Origin of the sequence: Actinoplanes sp. NPDC051346 (assembly GCF_040682215.1) — a bacterium.
Classification (GTDB): Bacteria; Actinomycetota; Actinomycetes; order Mycobacteriales; family Micromonosporaceae; genus Actinoplanes.
The window spans coordinates 255,327-278,249 of the sequence record NZ_JBFBAJ010000009.1; the positions used below are offsets into that span (position 1 = coordinate 255,327).

Here is a 22,923-nt window from a genome sequence, read left to right on the forward strand (position 1 = left end):
CTAAGGTGAGACGGACGCCGAGGTCGCCACCACTGTGGATTCCGTGGGGCCGTACGTGTTGAACAGTCGAGCCCCCGGCGCGATCCGCCGCCACGCGGCCACCCGGTCCGGCAGGGCCGCCTCCCCGCCGATGATCACCGTCCGCACCGACGGCGGGACGCTGAGGTTCCCACTGGTCATGGCGTGGACGAGTTCGTGCCAGAAGGCGGTCGGCAGGTCGAGCACGGTCAGCCGCAACTCGGCACACGCCCGCAGGAACGCCTCCGCCGAGGCGTGCATCTCCGCCGCCCGCAGGACGAGGGTTCCGCCCGTGGTCAGAGTGCCGAAGATCTCTTCCACGCTCGCGTCGAAGTGGAGCGCGGCGAACTGCAGCACCCGGTCGGTGTCGGTCAGTGCGTACCGCCGCGTCGCGGCCGCCACGAAATTCGCCAGCGCCCGGCGGCTGATCTCCACGCCGTTCGGGCGGCCCGTCGAGCCGGAGGTGTAGATGACGTAGGCGAGCGCGTCGTCGGGGGCGCCGCACCGCACCGTGCCAGCGCCGGGGGCGACCCGGTCGACGGTGAGGACCGGCCGGGCGTCGTCGAGCACCGCCTGGGTGCGTCCGATCGGGCCGTCCGGATCGACCGGCAGGTACGCCGCCCCGGCGAGCAGCACGCCCAGGATCGCGACGATCGCGTCCGGCTCGCGGCGCATGCGCACGGCGACCAGGGTGTCCACTCCGGCGCCCCGGTCGACCAGGTCCGCGGCCACCGCGCACGCGCGGCTCCACAGTTGGGCGTACGTGTAGCGCACCGCACCCTGTTCGACGGCGACCGCGGCCGGCGCGTGGTCGACCCACGCCGCGATCCGGTCGAGCACCGGGGTGGCCGGACGGCGCTCCGCCGGGCGCCGCGGCGCCGTCGGCGGGCCCAGCGGCAACCGGCCGAGCGCGACATCCGGCCGGTCCAACAGCCGCAGCCACCGGTCCAGGTGGGCGGCCAGGTCGGATTCGGCGTAGCGGGCCGGGTTGCCGTCGACCTCGAGGTGCATGCCGGTGCCGTCGCCGTGGTCCCGGATGCCCAGCGCCAGGTCCTCCACCGGACCGGCGGAGATGTTGTGCATCGTGCCGCGGGCCGCACCGAACCGCAGATCGTTGTCGAACGGCATGGCGTTCACCACCGGTCCGAACAGGCGCCTGTCGCTGCCGACCAGGCCGAGGTCGCGCCGAATCTGCTCGTGCCGGTAGCGGTGATGCGGCCGGGTCCGGCGGATCTCCGCGGTGATCCGCCGCGCCAGCTCGGGCACGCTCCGATCGGCCCGCACGCCGATCCGCAGCGGCACGATGTTCATGACGATCGCCGGGACCCTCAGCAGCGGGGTGCCGAGCCGGCCCATCACCGGCAGGCCCAGCACCACCTCGTCGGCGCCGGTCATCCGGTGCAGGTAGCCGGCGGTGGCGGCGACCATCAACTCCGGCCACCCCACCCCGAGCGCCTTCAGCTCGGCGGCGCGGTCCGGTCCGATCCTGGTGACCGAGCGTACGGTGTGGTCGGCGACCGGCGCGGGAGCGGCCAGAGCGGCGGGCTCCGGCATCCCGTCCAGATAGAACCGCCAGAAATCCCGGTCGGCGGCGTACTTCGGTGAGTCCGCGTACGCCGTCGCCACCTCGAGCACGGTGGGGAACGGGGCGAACGGGCGGCCCGCACCCGTGGTGTACAGCTCCGCGACCCGGCGGGCCAGCATCGAGAAGCCGAACCCGTCGATCGCGATGTGGTGGATCCGCTGATGCCACAGGTAGGTCTCGGGGCCGGTCTGGAACAACGCCTGCGCGAACAGCGGCCCCTCGGCCAGGTTCACCGGGGTACGGACGTCGGCGCGCATCCAGCTCAGCGCCTCCTGAGGCGCGCACGCCCGCACCGGGAACGGCCAGGGGCGCTCGTCGATCACCTGAAAAGGCCCGGCGTCGTCCGAGGAGTAGCGGGTGTGCAGCGACTGCGCCTCACCCACCGCCCGCCGCACCGCGGCCTCGAAGGCGGCGACGTCCAGCGGACCCTCGATCCGCACGTAGTCGGCGGTGTTGTAGGCCGGGCTGGCCGGGTCGAGCTGGTGGGCGTACCAGAGTGGCAGTTGGGCCGGTGACAGCCGCAGGGGTGAGTCGGTCATCGGTTCTCCCAGGTGCGGGCGAGTTCGGGGCCGATCAGGCCGAGCGCGGCCTGGTCGGTCATCTCGTCGTGGGTGGAGGGCACGGGCACGACCCGCACGGTGCCCGCGTGCGCCGCCCAGTCGCTCGCGCGGAACGCCGGGTCGTCCGGCTCCGCGTCCGCGGTGAACATCAGCAGTTCTCCGTCGAAGAAGCCGAGGTCCGCGCCGTGCAACTGGGCGCCGGCGGCGACCAGGTTGCTCTCGATCGCCTCCAGCGCCGGCCGGCCGATCCCGGCCAGGACGCCGGAGGTGTCGAGGGCGGAGAAAGCGGCGTCCCGGTCCGCGGGCAGCTCGCTCAGGCCGGCCAGATCCCGCAGGAATCCGAGGCCGTCGGCGGGTGCCGGGCCCGGATCCCGATGCGATGGGTACGCGTCCAGCACCGCGAGCCGCACCACGGCGCCGGTCCGGCGCAGCTCCGTCGCCATCACATGCGCGACCGTCCCACCCAGCGAATATCCGACGAGATGGTACGGACCCGTCGGCTGCACCTCGCGGACCAGCGCGAGATAGTCGGCCGCCATCTCGGCGACGGTCGGCGTGGGTCCGGGCTCGGTCAGGCTGCGCGCCTGCAGCGCGTAGAGCGGGCGCGGGGTGTGCCGGGCGAGCCCGGCGAACGACCAGCCCAGCCCGCCCGCCGGGTGCACGCAGAACAGCGGCTCGCCCCGGCCTTCGACCCGCAACGGCAGCAGGGGGCGCAGCGCGGCACCCGGCTCGGCGCCGGAGTCGAGCAGGCGGGCCAGGGCCGCCGGCGTCGGGTGGGCGATGATGTCCGGCACCGTGAGGCCCCGCAGGGCAGCCTGCACCCGGACCACCAGCAGTGAGTGCCCGCCCAGGTCGAAGAAGCTGTCCCGGACCCCGACCGCGCTCAGGCCGAGCACCTCGGCGAACGCGCCACAGACCAGATTCTCCGCCGGGGTACGCGGGCGGTCCCCGCTGCCGGGTGCGTGGTCCGGCGCGGGCAGGGCCTTGCGGTCCAGCTTCGCGTTCGGCGTCAGCGGCAGCGCGTCCAGCTCGACCACCGCCGCCGGCACCAGGTGTTCGGGCAGCGTGGCGGCGAGCCGGTCGCGCAGGTCGCCGGCCGGCCGGTCGAGCACCACGTAGCCGACGAGGCGTTGGAGACCGTTGTCGGTGCGCAGGACGACGGCGGCCTGGCGCACCTCGGGCTGCGCGGTCAGTGCCGCCTCGATCTCGCCGAGCTCGACGCGGAAGCCGCGGAGCTGGATCTGGTCGTCGGAGCGCCCGAAGAAGTCGATGTCGCCGTCGGGTCGCCAGCAGACCACGTCGCCGGTGCGATACATCCGTTCACCGGTCAGCCACGGGTTCGCGACGAACCGCTGCGCGGTCAGCGCCGCCTGGCCGGCGTACCCCCGGGCGAGACCGGGACCGCCCAGGTAGAGCTCGCCCTTCACCCCGACCGGGACCGGCCGCAGCGCCGAGTCCAGGATGTACGCCGTCGTGCCCGGGTCGGGCCGCCCGATCGGGACGCGGACCCCCTCCCACCCGGGCCGGTACTCCCACAGCGTGGAATTGACCGTCGCCTCGGTCGGCCCGTACGCGTCGAAGAACCGCATGCGCGCGCCCCACCGGCGGGCCAGTTCCGGGGTGACCGCCTCGGTGCCGCAGAGCAGCGTCGCCCCGGAAGGCAGTTCGAGGTCGGGTGGCAACGCCCCGAGCACCGCCGGCGGCAGCGCCAGATGGGTGACGCCGTTCGCCGCGATGTAGTCGGTCAGCGCCCGGTCGGCGACCCGCCGCCCGGCGGGCACGATGACCGACCGGGCGCCGGTGAGCAGGCCCATCGCCAGCTCGAAGAACGCCAGGTCGAAGCTGATCGACGCGAACTGCAGCACCCGGGACCGCGCGGTGACGCCGAACGACTCCCGGGCCGTGGCGAGCAACGCGGCCACACCCTCATGGGTGACGACGACGCCCTTCGGCAGGCCGGTCGAGCCGGACGTGTAGATGACGTACGCCGGGTTCCGCGGGTCGACGCGCACGTCGAGCGGACTGTCGTCGTGCTCCTCGATCTCCTCGATGAGCAGTGCGTCGACGCCGGGCAGCAGGGCCGCCGTCGCGGCGGTGGCGAGAACCACGACCGGCCGGCCGTCGGCGAGCATGTGCGCGATCCGGGCCGCCGGGTACGCCGGGTCGATCGGCAGGTACGCCGCCCCCGCCTTCGCCACGGCGAGAACCGCCACGGCCAGGTCGACGTCGCGCGGCAGCGCCAGGGCGACCGTCCGCTCCGGACCGGCTCCGTGCCGCCGCAGGACCCGGGCCAGCCGGTTCGAGGCGGCGTCCAGTTCCGCGTACGTGAGGGCGCGGTCCTCGCAGACCACGGCGATCTCCCATGGCCGCTGGTGTACGGCGAACAACTCACCGATGGTCTGAGGCGGGTAGCCGCCGGCGCGCCCCGTGAACGTGGCGAGCTGGGCGGTCTCCGCCTCGGTCAGCGTGCGGAGCCGGCCGAGTCGGAGGTCGGCGGCGTCGGGTATCGCCTCGCACAGGGCGCGCAGCCGATCGCCCAGCACTTGCGCCTCGGCGGCGGTGAACAGGTCGGGCCGGTACCGCACCTGGAGGACCAGCCTCTCGCCCGGGTGCGCCGCCAGGGCGAGCGGGTAGTGGGTGGCGTCCTCGCCGGCCACCCCGGTGATCGTCAGCCCGGCGACCGTCTGGCGGGCCCGGTCCGGGTCGATCGGATAGTTCTCGAACACGACAAGCGTGTCGAACAACTCCCGCACGCCGGCGGCCCGTTGGATCTCGGCCAGCCCGAGGTGCTGGTGGTCGAGCAGCCCGGCCTGGTCCCGCTGCACCGCCTGGAGGAACTCGGCGACGGTCCGGGCCGGGTCGATCCGGATCCGGACGGGCACGGTGTTGATGAACAGTCCGATCATCGCCTCGACGCCGGGCAGCCCGCCCGGCCGTCCGGACACGGTGGCGCCGAACACGACGTCGCCCGCGCCGGTGAGCTGGCTGAGCAGCAGGGCCCAGGCGCCCTGCACCACGGTGTTCAGGGTGACGCCGAGCCGCCGGGCGGTGGCGGTGAGCCGGTCACCGTCGGCGGCCACCTCGACGGTGGCGGGCAGCACGGTCGGCCTGGCGTTGGCGGGTCCGGCGACCAGAGTGGGGGTGACGTCGGCGAGCGCGGACCGCCAGGCCGCCCGGGACTCGTCGGAGTCGGTCGTGGCGAGCCAGCGCAGGTACTCGCGGTACTGCGGGGCGGCGGGCAGCTCCCGGCCCCGGTAGAGGTCGAACAACTCTCCGAGCAGGACCGGGGTGGACCAGCCGTCGAGCAGCACGTGGTGGTTGCTGAACAGCAGCCGGTGCTGCTCGGCGCCCTGCCGCAGCAGCGCGAAGCGGGCGAGCGGGGCGCTGGTGATGTCGAACCGGCGGGCCCGGTCGCGTTCCTCGTACCGCTCGTCATAGTCGGTCTCCCGCCACGGCACGTCCACGGTGGCCGGGATCGCGGCGACGGTCCGGCCGTCCTCGGTACGCGGGAAGGCGGCCCGCAGGTTCGCATGCCGGTCAAACAGCGTGTCCACGGCCCGGCGCAGCGCGGCCACGTCGAGCGGCCCGGTCAGGTCGAGGGCGAGCTGGCTGAAGTAGACGTCCGGCGCTTCCGCGTCGAGCTCGGAGTGGAACAGCAGGCCTTCCTGCAGCGGCGACAGCGGGTACACGTCGACCAGCCCGGGACCGAGCGCTTCGAGCTCGGCCTGCGTGACGTCGGCGGTGACGTCCGACGGGGTCAGCCCTCCCCCGGTCAGCGCGGCGAGCGCGGTCAGTTCGGCGAACCAGGCCTCGGCCAGCGCGCGGACGTCGCGTTCGGTGCAGATCCCGTCCGCCCAGGTCCACACCGCGGTGAGCGCGCCGCCCACGGTCGCGGCGTTCACTTCCACGGGATGCGGCAGGGGCATTTTCGGCGCGCCACCGCCGGCGGCGCGTTCCGGCGCGATCGCGAAGTCGGTGTCCTCGCCGGCGGACATCCGCCCGAGGTAGTTGAAGCCGACCTGGGGCGTCGCCGTGTCGGTCAGCTCGCCGCGCAGCCAGCGCAGCACGCCGTACCCGATCCCGTTGCCGGGCACGGCCCGCAGCTGTTCCTTGACGGCCTTGAGGCTCGCCGTCAGGTCTCCGGCGGCGGTCAGCCGGATCGGATAGACGGTGGTGAACCAGCCGACGGTGGCGTCGAGCCCGTCCGCCTCACGACCGTGGCCCTCGAGGTCGATGAGCGCGTCCGCGGTGCCCCGCCAGGCCTGCAACGCCCGGGCCAGGCCGGTGAGCAGCACGTCATTGGGGCCGGCGTAAAACGCCGAGGCGACGCCGAACAGCGGGCCGGTGACCTCGGCGGGCAGGGTCAGTGTGAGCTCGCGGGCGGTCGCGGTGGTGTCGAGCTCCGGATCGAGCGGCCGGGCGCCGAGCACGGGTTCGGCACCGTCCAGCACGGACCGCCAGTACGGCAGCTCGGCGGACCGGTCCTCGGCGGCCTGGGCCCGCGCGAACCGGCGGAACGACGTGCCGGAGCGCGGCAGGGGCGCACCGGCGTGCGCGGCCCGCAGGTCGTCCAGGATGATCCGCCAGGAGACGCCGTCCACGACGAGGTGGTGGATCACCAGGATCAGTCGGCCGGGTGCGGCACCGCCGTCGAGGTGGACGGCGCGGAGCAGTCGTCCGCCGGCCGGGTCGAGCCGGCCGGTCGCGGCGGCCGACTCGGCCTCGACCTGCGCGGCCACGTCGTCGCGCAGGTCGACCGTGGTGAACCAGTCGGTGGGCAGCTCGGCCGGCACGGTGAGGGCGTCGCCGTCGAGCCGGGCCCGGAGCAGATCATGGCGCCGCAGCACGGCGGTCAGCGCCGCCTCGAGGTCGGCGTGCGGCGGCGTGCGCAGCACCACGGACTGGTGGTAGCCGGCCGTGACCGGGCCGAGGGACGCCAGCCACGCCGACATCGGGGTCGCCGGCACGTCGCCGAGGGCATCGGCGGCGGACTCGACCGGGGCACCGCCGAGTTCACGGGCGACGGCGGCCAGGGCACGCGGCGTCTGGTGGGTGAACACGTCGCGCGGCGTCACCACGAGGCCGGCGCCACGGGCGCGGCTCACCAGCTGGATCGACGAGATGCTGTCGCCGCCCAGGTCGAAGAAGCCGTCGGTGACGCCGATGTCGGGTACGCCGAGCACGTCGGCGAAGAGACCCGCCAGGGTGGCCTCGGCGGCGTTGGCGGCGGCCGCGCTCTCCACGCTGAGGCGGGGGGCGGGCAGGGCGGCGCGGTCCAGCTTGTCGTTCGCGGTGCGCGGCAGCGCGTCCAGCACGACGACGGCGACGGGCACCATGTAGTCGGGCAGCCGTTGCGCCGCGTACGCCTTCAGCTCGGCGGGCTCCGCGACGCCCACCACGTACGCGACGAGCTGCCGGCCCCGTTCTTCCCGGACGATCACGGCGGCCTGCGACACCGCCGGGTGGCTGAGCAGCACGGCCTCGATCTCGGCGGGCTCCACCCGGAAACCGCGGATCTTCACCTGGTCGTCGGCCCGGCCGAGGATCCGCAGGACGCCGACGGAGTCGACGCGGGCCAGGTCGCCCGTGCGATACATCCGGCCGCCGCCGTACGGGTCGGCCACGAAGCGGGTCGCGGTCGACGCCGGGTCGCCGAGGTAACCGCGGGCCAGGGACGCGCCCGCGACGTACAACTCGCCGGTCACGCCCGCCGGCACGGGCCGCAATGCGCCGTCCAGCACGTACACCGCGCTGCCCGCGACGGGTGCGGCGCCGCCGTTCCACCAGGCGTAGGCGTCGACAGTGGTCTCGGTGGGGCCGTACTGGTTGACGGCGAGCAGGCCCGGCTGGGCGGTCAACCGGTCCCACAGCGCGGCCGGCACCGCCTCGCCGCCGACCGTGATGACGCTCGGGTGATCGCCGTCGAGCAGGCCCTCCTCGACGAGCTGCGCCAGATACGACGGGGTGAAGTCGAGGTAGTCGACGCGCTCGGTCCGCAGCAGAGCCAGCAACGCCGCCGGGTCCCGGTAGACGTCGTCGGCGATGACGTGCAGCGTGTTGCCGGCGGCCATCCAGAGGATCGGGTCCCACGACGCGTCGAACGTGAACGGCGCGGTGTGCGCGATCCGCAGCCCCGGTGCGGGGATCAGCCGCTCGGCGTGCGAGGCGTACAGCGCGCCGAGGCTGCCATGGGTGACCACGACGCCCTTGGGGATTCCGGTGGAACCCGACGTGAAGATCACGTATGCGGCACTGGCCGGATCCGGGAACGGCGGGGCGTCGCCGGGGCCGTCCAGCGACGGCAGCGCGTCGAGGGTGAGCAGCGGGGCGGCGGCCGCCGTCATCGTCGCGACGCGGTCGGCGGGGTAGGTCGGGTCGAGCGGGAGCGCGGCCGCGCCCGAGCGCAGCACGCCGAGCAGGGCGACGACGGCGTCCGTGCCGCGCGGCAACCGCAGCCCGACGATGGTCTCCGGGCCGGCTCCCCGCCCGCGCAGCCACGCCGCGAGCCGGCACACGGCGGCGTCGAGCTCGGCGAAAGTCAGCGGGTGAGCGCCGTCCGTGACGGCGGGCCGGTCCGGGGTGAACCGGGCCCGCGCCGCGAGGACCGCCGGCAGGGTCGGCGCGGTGCCGACGGCGGCGGGCACCGGTCGCTCGGCCGGGAGCAGGATGTCGAGCTCACCGATGGGGCGGTCCGGGTCGGCGACGGCCGCGGCGAGCAGCCGGGTGAACCGCTCGGCGAGCGCGGCCACGGTCGCCGGGTCGAACAGGTCGGTGCGGTATTCGAGGTAGCCGGCGAGACCGTCCACCCCGGGGGTCTCGGCGACGCTGACGGTCAGCTCGAACTTGGCGATCTGCGGCTCGGCGTACGCGATCGCCGTGGTCAGGCCGGGCAGGTCCGGCGCCCGCTGCATGCCGTTCTGATACGACAGCATCACCTGGAACAGCGGGCTGTGCGAGGCGGACCGGCGCGGGTTGACCGCCTCGACGACCCGGTCGAACGGCAGGTCGGCGTGGTCGTAGGCGGCGAGATCCCCGGCGCGGACCCGGGCCAGCAGCTCCCGGAACCCGGGGTCGCCCGACGTGTCGGTGCGCAGCACCACGGTGTTGACGAAGAACCCGACCAGCCGGTCCAGGGCGGCGTCGGCGCGGCCCGCGACCGGGACGCCGATCGGCAGGTCCGTGCCGGCGCCGAGCCGGGTGAGAAGCGCCCCCAGCCCGGCCTGCAGCACCATGAACAGGCTGGTGCCGGTGTGGTGGGCCAGGTCGCGCAGGCCACGGTGCAGGTCGGCCGGGATGCCGAACGCGTGCAGCCGGCCCGCGGCGGACGCGACGGCCGGGCGGGGCCGGTCGGTGGGCAGCTCGAGCGCCTCGGGTGCGCCGTCGAGCGCGGCCGTCCAGTAGGCGGTCTGCTCGGCGCCGACGCGGTCGAGCAGGTCGGCGTGCCAGAGCGTGTAGTCGGCGTACTGCACGGGCAGCGGATGGAACGCGGGAGCGCTGCCGGCGACCCGGGCGGTGTAGGCGGCGGCCAGGTCGGTGCAGAGCGGGTCGAGGGACCACTCGTCGCCGGCGACGTGGTGCAGCAGCAGGAGGAGCCGGTGCTCGTCCGGCCCGTCGGCGACCAGGGCGGCGCGCAGCGGCGGCTCCTCGGCGAGCCGGAACGGAGTGGCGACGGCGTCGGCGAGTCGGTCGGGGCTCAGCAGGGGCAGGTCCACCGGGGACGGCGGCAGGATTTCCTGGTAGGGCTCGCCGTCGGAGGTCCGCAGCACGGTGCGCAGGATCTCGTGCCGGATGGTCAGGTCGGTGACCGCCGCGGAAAGGGCGGTGACGTCGACCGGACCGGTCAGTTTCAGCAGCAGCGGCAGGTGGTAGGTGGCGCTCGGGCCGTCGAGCCGGTCCAGGAACCACAGGCGGCGCTGCGCGGCGGAGACGGGGAGCCGCTCCGGACGTACCCGGGAAGTCAGCGCGGGACGGTCCGGGCCCGGCGCGGTCAGGCGCGGCGCGAGCGCGGCGGGCGTCGGGGCCTCGAAGACGGCCCGCAGCGGGATCTCGGCGCCCAGGTCCAGGCGGACCCGGCTGACCAGGCGGGTGGCCAGCAGCGAGTGGCCGCCGAGGGCGAAGAAGTCGTCGTCGGCGCCGACCGTGGCGTGGCCGAGCAGGTCGGCCCAGATCGCGCACAGGGCGCGTTCCTGTGCGGTCTCGGGTGCCCGGCCGGTCGAGGTCAGCGCGGGCGCGGGCAGGGCACGCCGGTCGAGCTTGCCGTTGGGCGACAGCGGCAGCGCGTCGAGCACGACCATGACGGACGGCACCAGGTACGCGGGCAGCACCCGCCGCAGCGGCTCCGGGTCCACCGGCGTGACGGTGTAGCCGACCAGCACGTCGTTGCGCACGGCGACCGCCGCCGGACCGCCGGACACGGCGGTGAGCGCCGCCTCGACCTCGCCGGGTTCGATCCGCAGACCGCGCAGTTTGATCTGGTCGTCGGTGCGGCCGAGGTATTCGACGGACCCGTCGCGCCGCCACCGGGCGCGGTCCCCGGTGCGATACATCCGGCCGCCGTCGCGGGCAAAGGGGTCCGCGACGAAGCGTTCGGCGGTCAGAGCGGCCCGGCCCAGATAGCCGTACGCGAGCTGGACACCGGCCAGGTACAGCTCCCCCGGCACGCCCGGCGGGACGGGCCGCAGCGCGTCGTCGAGCACGTAGAGGCGGGTGTTCCAGAGGGGACGACCGATCGGGACGACCGCGTCGCCGGGCCCGCAGGCCCAGGAGGTGACGTCGACCGTGGCCTCGGTGGGGCCGTACAGGTTGTGCAGCTCGGCGGGGAGCAGGACCTGGCAGTCGGCGGCGAGGGACGCGGGCAACGCCTCGCCTGAGCAGATGATGCGGCGCAGCCCGGTGCAGGCCGCGGCCGTCGGCTCGGCGAGGAAGGCCCGGAGCATCGAGGGGACGAAGTGGACGGTCGTGATCCGCTCGTCATGGATCAGTCCGGCCAGGTACCTGGGGTCGCGGTGCCCGTCCGGCCGGGCGACCACGAGTGTCGCTCCCACCAGCAATGGCCAGAAGAACTCCCACACCGACACGTCGAAGCTGGCCGGGGTCTTCTGGAGCACCCGCTCGCCGGGGACGAGCCCGTACGCGTCCTGCATCCAGCGCAGCCGGTTGACGACGGCCACGTGCGGGACGAGCACGCCCTTCGGCCGCCCGGTCGACCCGGACGTGTAGATCAGGTACGCGGCGTCGTCGGGCCCGACCTCCGGAAGCGCGACGTCGGCGGGGTCGAGGTCGGTGTCGGTCAGCACGACGGCCGGGTCGGAGTCGGCGAGCATGAACGCGATCCGCTCGGCGGGCAGGTCCGGGTCGATCGGCAGGTATGCCCCGCCGGCCCGCTGCACCGCGTGCAACGCCACCACCAGGTCCAGGGAGCGGGGCATCCGCACGGCGACCACCCGGCCCCGGGCACCCCGGGCGACCAGACCGCGGGCGAGCGCCTCGACCCGGTCCCCGAATTCGGCATAGCTGAGCGTGTGGCCCTCGTAGGTCACGGCGGGCGCGTCCGGCGTCGCGGCGATCTGGGCCGCCACCAGAGTGGGAAGGGTGGCACGCTCGACCGGCCGGGCGGTGTCGTTCCACCGGTGCAGCACGGCGACGCGTTCGTCGTCGGTCAGCAGGTCGAGCGCGCCGATCGGCCGGTCGGGGGCCGCCACGGCCGCGGCGAGCAGGCGGGTGAACCGGTCGGCGAACGATTCCATCGTGGCGCGGTCGTAGAGCGCGGTGCGAAACTCCAGGCCGCCGCGCATGGGCTGGCCCGCGCCGCCGTCCACGACGCTGACCGTCAGGTCGAACTTGGCCTGCCCGGCGGGCGTCAGCGTGACGTCGGCGTGCAGGCCGGGCAGGTCGAGCGTCTCGCCGAGGCCCGCCCGATACACCAGCAGCAGCTGGAACAGCGGGTGGTGTGCCAGGGACCGGGTCGGGTTGAGCTCCTCGACGAGCCGTTCGAAGGGCAGGTCGACGTGGTCGAACGCGGCGACGTCGGCGCGGCGTACCCGGTCCAGCACCTCGGCGAACGTGGGGTCGCCGGACAGATCGGCGCGCAGCGCGAGCATGTTGACGAAGAAGCCGACCAGATCGTCCAGATCGGTGTCGCCGCGTCCCGCGACCGGCGTGCCGATGACGACGTCGGTGCCCGCGCCGAGGCGGGTGAGCAGCGCGGCGAGGGCCGCGTGCAGCACCATGAACACGCTTGACCCGGTGGCGGCCGCGCGCACCTGCTCGGCGAGGCCGGCGCTCAGCGCGAAGGAGACGGTCGCGCCCGCGTCGATGGCGACGGCGGGGCGTGGCCGGTCTGCGGGCAGCTCCAGGACATCCGGCGCGCCGGCCAGCGTGTCGCGCCAGAACGCGAGCTGGTCACGCTCGACGGCGGCGAGAAGGTCGCGCTGCCAGAGTGCGTAGTCGGCATACCGTACGGGCAGAGCGGTCCACTCCGGAGCGTGCCCGGCCCGACGGGCCCGGTACGCGGTGGCCAGGTCGGACATCAGCGGCTTCATCGACCACTCGTCGCCCGCGATGTGGTGCAGCAGCAGCACGAGATCGTGGGTGGTGTCGTCGACGCGGCCCAGCGCCACCCGCAGGGGCAGGTCCAGGGTCAGGTCGAACGGTTCGGAGATCGTCGCGGCGGCGTCGTCGGTCCGCGTGACGACCGGGCGCTCGGCGAGCACCCGCTGGTGGGGCACCCCGTCGGGCCCGACCGGGAACACCGTCCGCAGGGCCTCGTGCCGCTCGACCAGGTCACCCACGGCCGCGTCCAGCGCCGCCCGGTCGAGCGTGCCGGTAAGCCGCACGACCAGCGGCAGGTGGTAGGCGGTGGCGTCGGAGTCGAGCCGGCTCAGGAACCACAACCGCTGCTGCGCGTAGGACAGCGGCACCGTCGCGGGCAGCTCGCGGCGGACCAGCGCGGGACGGCTCGGCGCCGTGGACGCGCCGGCCACCCCGGCGGGCGTCGGGGCGGCGAACAGGTCCCGCAGGCTGACCTCCCGGCCGAGGTCGGCGCGCAACCGCCCGATCAGGCGGGTGGCGAGCAGCGAGTGGCCGCCGAGGGCGAAGAAGTCGTCGTCGGCGCCGACCGTGTCGAGGCCGAGGACCTCGGCGAACAGGGCGCAGAGGTCGCGCTCCAGCGGGGTCGCCGGGGCGCGGCCCACGACCACGGGCAGCTCGGCGGCGGGAAGGGCGCGCTTGTCCACTTTGCCGTTCGAGGTGAGCGGCAACCGGTCCAGCCGGACGATCACGGCGGGAACGAGGTAGTCGGGCAGGGTGGCGGCCAGGTCGGCGCGCAGGGCGACCGGCTCGACGTCACCGGCGACGTAGCCGACGAGGCGTCCCTCGACGGCGATGACGGCGGCCGCGGCCACGCCGGGCCGGGCCGAGAGGGCGGCTTCGATCTCGCCGGGCTCGACCCGGAAGCCGCGAATCTTGACCTGGTGGTCGGCGCGGCCGACGTACTCGAACTCGCCGTCGGGCCGGACGCGGACGAGGTCGCCGGTGCGGTACATCCGGTCGCCGGCCTCGCCGTACGGGTCGGCGACGAACCGCTGGGCGGTCAGCGCAGGCCGGCCCCGGTAGCCGCGGGCCAGCGAGTGTCCGGTGAGGTAGAGCTCACCGACCACTCCGGACGGCACCGGCTGGAGGCCGGCGTCGAGGACGTACGCACCGGTGTTGTCCAACGGGATCCCGATCGAGACGGCGGCGGACTCCCGAAGGTCAGTCATGTCGTGGCGCTCCCAGTCGACGCGGATATTAGGTGAGGCTAACCTACATTCTGCCCACCTCCACCTCCACCCGTAAGGAGATGCCGATGCGCCTCGGTGACCTCGTCATCGACGTGACGCCGCTCAGGGCGAGCCGGGACTTCCGCTTCCTGTTCGCCGCGCGTCTGGTGTCCGTCCTGGGCCTCGGCCTCACCCTGGTGGCGCTGCCCCTGCAGGTGTGGCAGCTCACCCGCTCGTCCTGGCAGGTCGGCCTGATCGGCGTGGTGAACATGGTGCCGATGCTGGTGGGCACGCTCGCCGGGGGCGTCCTGGCCGACCGGATGGACCGACGCCGGCTGATCCTGCTGGCCCGCGGCGGCGCGGTCGTCGTGTTCGCCGCCCTGGCGCTCAACGCCATGGTCGACACCCCGTACCTGTGGGTCATCTACGTGTGCGCGGCCGTCAACAGCATCCTCAATGGACTGAGCGTGACGGCCCTGATGGCCGCCACTCCCGCCCTCGTCGGTCGCGCCCACCTGAGTGCCGCGGGCGCTCTCATGGCCCTCACCGCCCAGTTGGGCGCGATCATCGGTCCCTCCGTCGCGGGCGGCCTCACCGAGCTCGCCGGTCTGCCGTGGAACTACGGGCTGACCGCCGCCGCCACGTTGGTGACGACCTGCCTGATCGCGTTCATCCGGCCGCTGCCCCGGACCGGCGGCAGGCCGCACGAGAGCCCGCTGCAGTCGATCGCGGGCGGCCTGCGGTTCGTGGCGGGAAACCGGCTGATCGCCGGGCTCCTGCTCATCGACGTGTGCGTGGCGGTGTTCGCCATGCCGTTCGTCATCTTCCCGGAGCTGACCGAGCGGGTGTACGGCGACGGCGGCACCATCCTCGGCCTGTTCTACGCGGCACCCGGCGTCGGCGCGATGGTGGCCGCCCTGACCAGCGGCTGGACCGGCACCGTGCGGCACACCGGCCGCTACCTGGCGATAGCCACCGCGGGCTGCGGCGTGGCCGTCGCCGGCCTCGGTCTCACCTCGGCCCACCTGTGGCCGGCGCTGTTCTTCCTGGCCGCGCTGGGCGCCGCCGACACGACCTCGGAGATCCTGCGCCGGTCGCTGCTGCAACACCACACCCCGGACCACCTGCAGGGCCGGATCAGCAGCCTGTGGCTGGCCCAGACCAACATCTCCCCCGCCGTCGGCGGCATCGAAGTGGGCCTGGCCGCTCGCGTGGCCGGCCCGGCGACCGCGTTGGTCGCCGGCGGCGTGCTCTGCGTCGTCGGGTCGTTGGCCGTCGCCGGGACGTTCCGGGACCTGCGCGACGCGAGCCTGCGCGACCCGAACGCCGAGCAGGTGCGGGCCGGCCGGCCCGCACCTGCCGGGGATGGTCAGTCCTCGTCGGGGGCGTGATGGTCGAGGTTCTCCACGCCGCGCTTCCAGTAGCCGTCGACGTCGACAGTCTCCGGGTGCAGTCCTAGACCGCGCAGGTGGCGCCGGATCGGCTTGAGCGTGGTGGCTTCCCCGGCGACCCAGGCGAACCCGTCGCCCGACGGCAGTTCGGCGGCCGCGATCGCGTCGAACAGCAGCGAGGTGGTGCCGGGCTCCGCACCGTCGCGGTGCAGCCAGGTCAGGCTCACGTCCGCGGCGTACGCGAGCTCCTGCTCCTCGGCGGCGTCCGCGACCTCGATGTACGCGAGGACGCGACACCCGGCCGGAAGCTGCTCCAACCAGCGCGCGATCGCGGGCAGCGCGGTCTCGTCCCCGGCGATCAGATACCAGTCGAGGTCCCGGGGCACCAGCACGGATCCTCGCGGCCCGAGCACCCCGACGCTCTGGCCCGGTGAAGCCCGCTCGGCCCAGGTGCTAGCCGGACCCTCACCGTGGATGACGAAGTCGAGGTCGATCTCGTCGTCCTCGGGGCGGTGGGCGCGGATCGTGTAGTCCCGGTAGACCGGCCGTGGCGACCCGGCGGGCGGCGGGACGAGGCCGTCCGGGCCCAGCGTCGGCATCAACGGCAGGTCGGCGTCCCCGATCGGGAAGAAGACCTTGACGTGGTCGGCCGGGGCGGGCCCCTGGAACCCAGCCAGGGCCGCGCCGCCGAGAGTCACCCGGACCAGGTTCGGGGTGACCCGCCGCGCGGCGCGCACCTGGAGCAGGCGCGGTGTCAGGTCGTATCGGACGATGGTGGGCGCGCCGGTGGGGCTGCTCACGTGGTGCTCTCCTCGGGTCGTCATGTCAGGCGTGCATGGCGCGGATCAGGCTGGCCGGTCGCATGTCCGTCCAGTTGTTCTCGATGTAGTCGAGGCAGTTCGCGCGGCTGTCCTCGGGGTGTGCGACGGTCCAGCCGGTCGGCACCTCGGCGAAGACCGGCCACAGGGAGTGCTGGCCCTCGTCGTTGACGAGGACGAGGTAGGTGGCGTCGTCGTCCTCGAACGGGTTCGTACTCATCGGATCAGGTCCTCCTTCTGCGAGGTCATCAGGGACCACCAGCCGTTCACGGTGGGCTGCTCGGCAAGGTCGATGAAGCCGACCCGCAATCCCCCGGCACGCCACCGCTCCACGAGGGTCATCAACCGGATCGAGTCGAGCCCGACGTCGAGCAGGTCGTCGTCGGGACCGAAACTGTCGGCGGGCTCGCCGAGCACCTCGGCGATCTGCGCCTGGAGCGCGGCGGCGGACGAGGGCAAACCGGTGGTCATGTGAGGTCTCCGGAGGTGACGAGGGTCCACGGCTCCGCGGCCGGGACGGGATGGCGGTCGGCCAGGTCGGCGGCGACGGAGGCGACGATCTCGCCGGAGCGCACCGCCACCGCGGACAGCAGCGTGGACGTGATGCCGTGGGCGTGCTCGGTTCCGCCCTGCAGGTAGACGCCCGCGTGCAGCGTCGGGTCGGTGACCACCCGGTAGTCGCGGCCGATCCGCAGCAGGCCTTCGGCGTCGCGCTGACAATGTGGCGCGGTGGCGCCCAGCAGCCGGGCCGCGTCAACCGGGCGATATCCGGTGGCGAACACGATGGCGTCGGCGGTCAGCGCGGTCAGCTCACCGGTCGGCAGGTGCTCGACCGTGAGCTCGACGCCGTCGGATCGCGGGCGCAGGTCGCTGACCCGCGAGGCGTTGAGCATCCGCAGCCGCGCACGACCCCCGAGCCGCTCCGCGTACGCCCGCCGGTACAGGTCCGTGATCAGTTCTCCGTCGACGACGGAGTAGTTGGTGTTGCGGTGGTAGTCGAACAGCATGCGCTTCACGTCGGCCGGGGCGTCGTAGTAGAGGTCGACGGCGGCCGGGTCGAAGATGCCGTTGGCGAAGTTGCTGTCGTCGGCCGGGCTGTATCCGTACCGGAAGAAGACCGAGCAGACCTCCGCGCCCGGGTAGCGCTCGTGCAGGAAGGCGACCGACTCGGCGGCGCTCTGTCCAGCACCGACCACGACGAAGCGCCGCGGCTCGGCGACGTCGAACGCGGCGGCCCGGTGCAGGATGTCGAGGTTGTGCCAGACCCGCTCGCTGGGCGTGACCCCGGGCGGCAGGCTGGACTCCAGGCCGACCGCGACGACCACGTTGCGGGCCCGCACCACCCGGGTGCCGCCCGCGTGGCGGGTGATCACGTCGACCGCCCAGGCCTCGCCGTCGACGGCGACGACCGGGACGACGTCGGTCACCGTGTGGCCGTACGCGACGCTGCCGCGCAGGCGGTCGGCGGCCCAGCCGAGGTAGTCGTGGAATTCGATCCGCAGCGGATACATCGACTTGTAGTTGATGAAGTCCGCCAGCCGGTCCCGCGCGTGCAGGTAGGAGACGAAGCTGAAGTCGCTGGTCGGGTTGCGCATGGTGACCAGGTCCTTCAGGAAGGACACCTGCATCGTGGCGTTGGCGAACAGCATCCCGCGATGCCAGCCGAAATCGTCCTGCTTCTCCAGGAAGACGGCCTCGACGCGGTCCTCGACACGCTCGCACCCGGCGTTGTGCTCCTCGACGGCGATGGCGAGGGCCAGGTTGGACGGTCCGAAACCGATGCCGACCAGGTCGTACACACCCGCGTCCGAGGGGATCACGACAGACCCTTTCGCGGGTACGCCATCAGCGCGGCGCTCTTGTGGCCCAGGTCGACCTCGGCGATCGGGTCGAAGCCGGCGGCGGCGAACATCCGGCGGGCCCTGTCGTGTCGCACGTCGGGATCGGCGAGCACCCGCTCGCAGCGCGGATCCGCGGCGAACAGGCCGGCGGCGACCGCCCGCATCAGCTCACGGCCGAGTCCCCGCCCGGTGGCCGGCAACGGCCCGACGGCGACATGCACGCCGAGGTCGTGGGGTGCGGCCGGATAGTGGCGGCCGACCACGTCGCGCGGCGTCCGGTAGACCTCCAGATAGGCGAGGTCGACACCGTCACGCGCGGCGATCAACGGCCGAGTGCAGGCGCCGGCGAGCTGCCGCCGCAGGACCGCCGCCCAGCGCTCGGCGGGCCAGGCCTGCTCCCAGAAGAGGTCCACATGCGGCTGAGCCATCCAGTCCGCGATCAGGCCGGCGTCGCCGGCCTCCGGGTCGGCGATCCTGACCCGCCACGGTTCACCCAGTTCGGGCACGGGCGGCGCGCCGAGCGCGAGCACCACGGGATCGAGGTCATCCAGCTGCTCGCGAAACGACTCCGGCGACCAGGCTTCCGCGCTCATGTGGCTACTGAGGACGGTGCGTCGACATAGACAGGCATCATAGAATTACCCTTACGTGTTAGGTTCGCCTAACCTAAAAGATGGCGCTGGGCGCCACCTCTCGGGGGGCTACGAGCACTGCGTCCCATCATCCTGTACAGTCCGCCTTGTTAGGCAAGCCTAACCTAACAATGGCATGGACGGGAGCAGTGTCGTGACTTCGGACGGCATCGCCGGCAGGACCGCACTGGTGACTGGCGCGGCGCACGGCATCGGGGCAGCCGTAGCGGCCGCCCTCACCGCCCACGGCGCCCGGGTGGCACTGACCGACCTGGACGGTGCGGCCGTCGCCCGGCGGGCCGCGACGCTGGCCGACGCCCGCGGCTACGCCCTCGACGTGACCGACGCCGCCGCGGTCGAGCGGGTCTTCACCCTCGCCGAGCAGGAGCTGGGCACAGTGGAGATCTGCGTCTCGGTGGCCGGCATCCTGCGGCCCGGCCGGATCCTCGAGACCACCGACGAGGACTGGCGGGCCACCTTCGACGTCAACACCTCGGGCGTGTTCCACGTGCTGCGCTGCGCCGGCCGTCGGATGGCCGGGCGTGGCCGCGGCGCGGTCGTCACGGTCAGCTCCAACGCGGCCGGCGTCCCCCGCGCCGGGATGGCCGCGTACGCCGCGTCCAAGGCCGCCACCACCATGCTGACCAAGTGCCTCGGCCTGGAGCTGGCCCAGCACGGCGTGCGGTGCAACGTGGTCGCACCCGGCTCCACCGACACCGCCATGCAGCGGTCGCTGTGGGACGGCGCCGACGGGGCCGACGCGGTGATCGCCGGTTCGCCGGAGAACTTCCGGACCGGCATCCCCCTGGGCCGCATCGCCGAGCCCGCCGACGTCGCCGACGCCGTCGTCTTCCTCGCCTCCGACCGGGCCCGACACATCACCATGCACGACCTGTACGTCGACGGCGGCGCGACGCTGCGCGCCTGAGAACCCTGGAGACCGCCGATGACCACCGCACAGTCCGACGCGGCGTATGACGCCCTCGCTCTGCTCGCCGAGTACCGCCCGAAGTCACCCTTCTTCTTCGCCTCGCCGCGCGGCACGATCGCCACCGAGGGCGAGTACTTCGCCGTGCCCAGCGCGGCCGACCTCCCCGCGGCGTTGCAAGGCGTCCTGGACCTGTGCCGCGACGACGGACACGAGGACCCGATCGTGGTCGGTGCCGTCCCGTTCGACAGCTCCGCGCCGCCTCGGCTGACCGTTCCCGTCCGTACGCACCGCGCCGGGCGGCTTCCCATGCGACTCGCGCCGCCCGCCGCCACGGCCGCCGCCGACGCCCGTACCGTCGAGGTGCCCAGCGGGGCCGCGTACGCCGAAGGGGTTCGCCGGGCGGTCGCCCGGCTGCGGGCCGGAGAGCTGGACAAGGTCGTGCTCGCCCGGGCCCTCGACGTCACCACCGAGACGGCCGTCGACATCGGACTGCTGCTGCGCCGGCTCGCCGCCCGCGACCCGTCCGGCTACACCTTCGCCGTCGACCTCGGCGCGGGCACCCTCGTCGGCAGCAGCCCGGAACTGCTCGTCTCGCGGCACGGCGACGTCGTCACCGCGAACCCGCTCGCCGGCTCGCTGCCGCGCAACCCGGACCCGATCGAGGACTTCGGGCAGGCCCGCGCCCTGCTCTCCTCCCGCAAGGACCGCCGGGAACACGCCCTGGTCGCCGAGGCGGTGGCCGAGTCGCTGCGCCCGTACTGCCGCGAACTGCGGGTGCCGGCCGAGCCGTCGCTGGTCCGGACCCACGCCATGTGGCACCTCTCCACGGTCGTCACCGGGCGCGTCGTCGACCCCGCCGTCAGCTCGCTGACCCTCGGCACCGCCCTGCACCCGACCCCGGCCGTGTGCGGCACCCCCACCGGCGACGCCCGGGCCGCGATCGCCGAGTACGAGGACTTCGACCGCGGCTTCTACACCGGCGTGGTCGGCTGGGAGAACGACGCCGGAGACGGCGAATGGGTGGTGGCGCTGCGCTGCGCGGTCGTCGAGGGCAACAGCGCCCGGCTGTACGCCGGGGCCGGCATCGTCGCCGACAGCGATCCCGACGCCGAACTGGCCGAGACCACCGCCAAGTTCCGCACGATGCTGGCGGGGCTGGGCCTGTGACCGACCTGACGCCGTGGCCGCGCGAATTCGCCGAGCGCTACCGGGCCGCCGGCTACTGGCAGGGCCGATCGTTCAGCGCGGCCCTGCGCGACTGGTCCGCGAGGTACGGCCCCCGCACCGCGGTGGTCGACGGCGACCTGCGACGCTCCTATGCCGACCTGGACGAGCGCGCCTCCGAGTTCGCGGCCGGTTTCGCGGCCCGCGGCCTGCGCGCCGGCGACCGGGTCGTGGTCCAGCTGCCGAACACCGCCGACTTCTTCGACATCGTGTTCGGCCTGTTCCGGCTCGGCGCGGTGCCGGTGTTCGCGCTGCCCGCCCACCGCGAGAGCGAACTGGGCTACTTCTGCCGGCACTCCGAAGCCGTCGCGATCGTGCTGCCCGGCGTCCACGAGGGCTTCGACCATCAGGGCCTCGTCCCCTCGATCCGTGCCGCCGCCCCCGCTCTGCGGCAGGTCTTCCAGGTCGGCGACGACCTCGGCGCGGACCCGACCGACCTGAGCGACCCGGGCGCGGACACCCTCGCCTTTCTCCAGCTCTCCGGCGGCAGCACCGGCCTGCCCAAGCTGATCCCCCGGACGGCCGACGACTATCTCTACAGCGTGCGGGAGAGCGCGAGGATCTGCGGCCTGTCGACCGCGTCCGTCTACCTGTGCGCCCTGCCGGTGGCGCACAACTTCACGCTCAGCTCCCCGGGTGTCCTCGGCGTCCTGCACGCCGGCGGCACCGTGGTGATGTCCCCCCGCCCCAGCCCGGAGGTGGCGTTCCCGCTGATCGCCACCGAACGGGTCACGATCACCGCCCTCGTGCCGCCGCTGGCGCTGGTCTGGTTGACCGCCGCCGAACGACCGGACCACGACCTGTCCAGCCTGGAGCTCCTCCAGGTGGGCGGCGCCAAGTTGTCCGCCGACGCCGCGCGCCGCGTCGGTCCCGTGCTCGGCTGCGCGGTCCAACAGGTCTTCGGCATGGCGGAGGGACTGGTGAACTACACCCGGCTCGGCGACCCGGCCGCGCTCGTCGAGCAGACCCAGGGCAGGCCCATCTCTCCCGACGACGAGCTGCTGATCGTCGACGACACGGGCGCGCCGGTGGCACCCGGCGAGACCGGGCAGTTGCTCACGCGGGGGCCGTACACGATCCGCGGCTACTTCCGGGCCGACGAGCACAACGCCGTCGCCTTCACGCCCGACGGGTTCTACCGCACCGGCGACCTGGTCCGGCTCACCCCGGAGGGCTACCTGGTCGTCACCGGTCGCGCCAAGGACCAGATCAACCGGGGCGGCGAGAAGATCGCCGTCGAGGAGATCGAGAACCACCTGCTCGCCCACCCCGCCGTGCACGACGCCGCGGTCGTCGCCGTGCCGGACGCCTACCTCGGCGAACGCACCTGCGCCTTCGTGACGTTGCGGGCGGGCGACCAGCCGCCGACCGCGCCCCAACTGCGTGCGTTCGTCCGCTCCCGCGGCCTGGCCGCCTACAAGGTGCCGGACAAGGTCCGTATCGTCGACGCTTTCCCGGTCACCGGCGTCGGCAAGGTCAGCCGTACCGATCTGCGCGCGGCCCTGCGCGCCCTGTTCACCGAGGAGTCCTGAGCCGGTGTCCCTTCCCCAGATTCCCTCCTACCGGTTGCCCGGCGAGAACGACCTGCCCGCCAACCGGGCCGACTGGCGCCCGGACCCCGCCCGGGCCGTGCTCCTGATCCACGACATGCAGCGCTACTTCACCGCCGCGTTCGCCGGCGCCGAGCCGCTCGCCGGCGCCGCGGCCACCATGGCCGGCCTGCGCAAGGTCTGCGCCGACCAGGGCATCCCGGTGATCTTCACCCGCCAGCCCGGCGGCCAGAGCCGCGCCGACCGCGGCCTGCTCCTGGACATGTGGGGCTGGGGCCCACCCGCCGACGAGTCGGCGATCGCCTTCCACGAGGACCTGATCCCCGGCGAGGGCGACACGGTGCTGGAGAAGCGGCGTTACAGCGCCTTCGTGGACAGCCCGCTCGCCGACCTGCTCCAGGGACGCGACCAGCTCATCGTCACCGGCATCTACGCACACATCGGCGTCGTCGCGACGGCCTGCGACGCCTTCATGCGCGGCGTCCAACCGTTCGTCGTGGCCGACGCCACCGCCGACTTCAGCCGCGCCGACCACCTGGGCGCGCTGGGATACGTGGCGAAGAGGTGCGGAATGGTGCTCAGCGCCGCCCAGCTGCGCACCGCGCTGAGCTGAG

12 protein-coding genes are annotated in these 22,923 nt (G+C 73.7%); 5 read left to right on the forward strand and 7 right to left on the reverse strand.

The window, feature by feature from the left end; all coding sequences use genetic code 11:
* Both AB0M36_RS23485 and AB0M36_RS23490 read right to left on the reverse strand, forming a co-directional pair.
* On the reverse strand, positions 1-2,142 hold the full coding sequence (locus AB0M36_RS23485) for an AMP-binding protein (protein WP_364160852.1): 2,142 nt from the start codon (positions 2,140-2,142) through the stop codon (positions 1-3).
* Positions 2,139-13,922, reverse strand: a complete 11,784-nt coding sequence (locus tag AB0M36_RS23490; RefSeq protein WP_364160854.1) for an amino acid adenylation domain-containing protein — start codon at positions 13,920-13,922, stop codon at positions 2,139-2,141. The genes AB0M36_RS23485 and AB0M36_RS23490 overlap by 4 nt, the downstream gene beginning before the upstream one ends.
* 32 nt (positions 13,923-13,954) lie before the next feature.
* On the opposite strand from AB0M36_RS23490, the gene entS reads away from it, so the two are divergent.
* The gene (entS, locus tag AB0M36_RS23495; protein ID WP_364160856.1) at positions 13,955-15,313 is read left to right on the forward strand and encodes an enterobactin transporter EntS; all 1,359 of its coding nucleotides are present in this window, start codon (positions 13,955-13,957) and stop codon (positions 15,311-15,313) included.
* Here the strand turns inward: entS and AB0M36_RS23500 are convergent.
* Genes AB0M36_RS23500 through AB0M36_RS23520 form a run of 5 tightly spaced genes read right to left on the reverse strand, consistent with a single transcriptional unit; the run spans position 15,292 to position 18,565 of the window.
* A complete protein-coding gene (locus tag AB0M36_RS23500; protein WP_364160858.1) occupies positions 15,292-16,113 on the reverse strand; it encodes a siderophore-interacting protein in 822 nt (273 codons plus the stop codon). The two genes, entS and AB0M36_RS23500, sit on opposite strands and share 22 nt — an antisense overlap.
* Positions 16,114-16,138: 25 nt before the next feature.
* Positions 16,139-16,351: an MbtH family protein gene (locus AB0M36_RS23505; protein WP_364160860.1), complete on the reverse strand. Its 213-nt coding sequence runs from the start codon at positions 16,349-16,351 to the stop codon at positions 16,139-16,141.
* Complete coding sequence (locus AB0M36_RS23510; protein WP_364160862.1) at positions 16,348-16,602, reverse strand: phosphopantetheine-binding protein; 255 nt, start codon at positions 16,600-16,602, stop codon at positions 16,348-16,350. The genes AB0M36_RS23505 and AB0M36_RS23510 overlap by 4 nt, the downstream gene beginning before the upstream one ends.
* On the reverse strand, positions 16,599-17,951 hold the full coding sequence (locus AB0M36_RS23515) for a SidA/IucD/PvdA family monooxygenase (RefSeq protein ID WP_364160864.1): 1,353 nt from the start codon (positions 17,949-17,951) through the stop codon (positions 16,599-16,601). Before AB0M36_RS23515 ends, AB0M36_RS23510 begins: the two co-directional genes overlap by 4 nt.
* Positions 17,948-18,565, reverse strand: coding sequence for a GNAT family N-acetyltransferase (locus AB0M36_RS23520; RefSeq protein WP_364160866.1), 618 nt, complete (start codon positions 18,563-18,565; stop codon positions 17,948-17,950). Before AB0M36_RS23520 ends, AB0M36_RS23515 begins: the two co-directional genes overlap by 4 nt.
* Before the next feature lie 175 nt (positions 18,566-18,740).
* Between AB0M36_RS23520 and AB0M36_RS23525 the strand changes: the two genes are divergently transcribed.
* The 4 genes from AB0M36_RS23525 to AB0M36_RS23540 are packed head-to-tail and all read left to right on the forward strand — an operon-like array spanning position 18,741 to position 22,922.
* Complete coding sequence (locus tag AB0M36_RS23525) at positions 18,741-19,532, forward strand: 2,3-dihydro-2,3-dihydroxybenzoate dehydrogenase (protein WP_364160868.1); 792 nt, start codon at positions 18,741-18,743, stop codon at positions 19,530-19,532.
* Between the two features lie 18 nt (positions 19,533-19,550).
* Complete coding sequence (locus AB0M36_RS23530; RefSeq protein WP_364160870.1) at positions 19,551-20,702, forward strand: isochorismate synthase; 1,152 nt, start codon at positions 19,551-19,553, stop codon at positions 20,700-20,702.
* On the forward strand, positions 20,699-22,291 hold the full coding sequence (locus AB0M36_RS23535) for a (2,3-dihydroxybenzoyl)adenylate synthase (protein ID WP_364160872.1): 1,593 nt from the start codon (positions 20,699-20,701) through the stop codon (positions 22,289-22,291). The genes AB0M36_RS23530 and AB0M36_RS23535 overlap by 4 nt, the downstream gene beginning before the upstream one ends.
* Before the next feature lie 4 nt (positions 22,292-22,295).
* Entirely contained in the window at positions 22,296-22,922 is a 627-nt protein-coding gene (locus AB0M36_RS23540) for an isochorismatase family protein (RefSeq protein WP_364160874.1), read from the forward strand.
* Position 22,923: the final 1 nt, after the last annotated feature.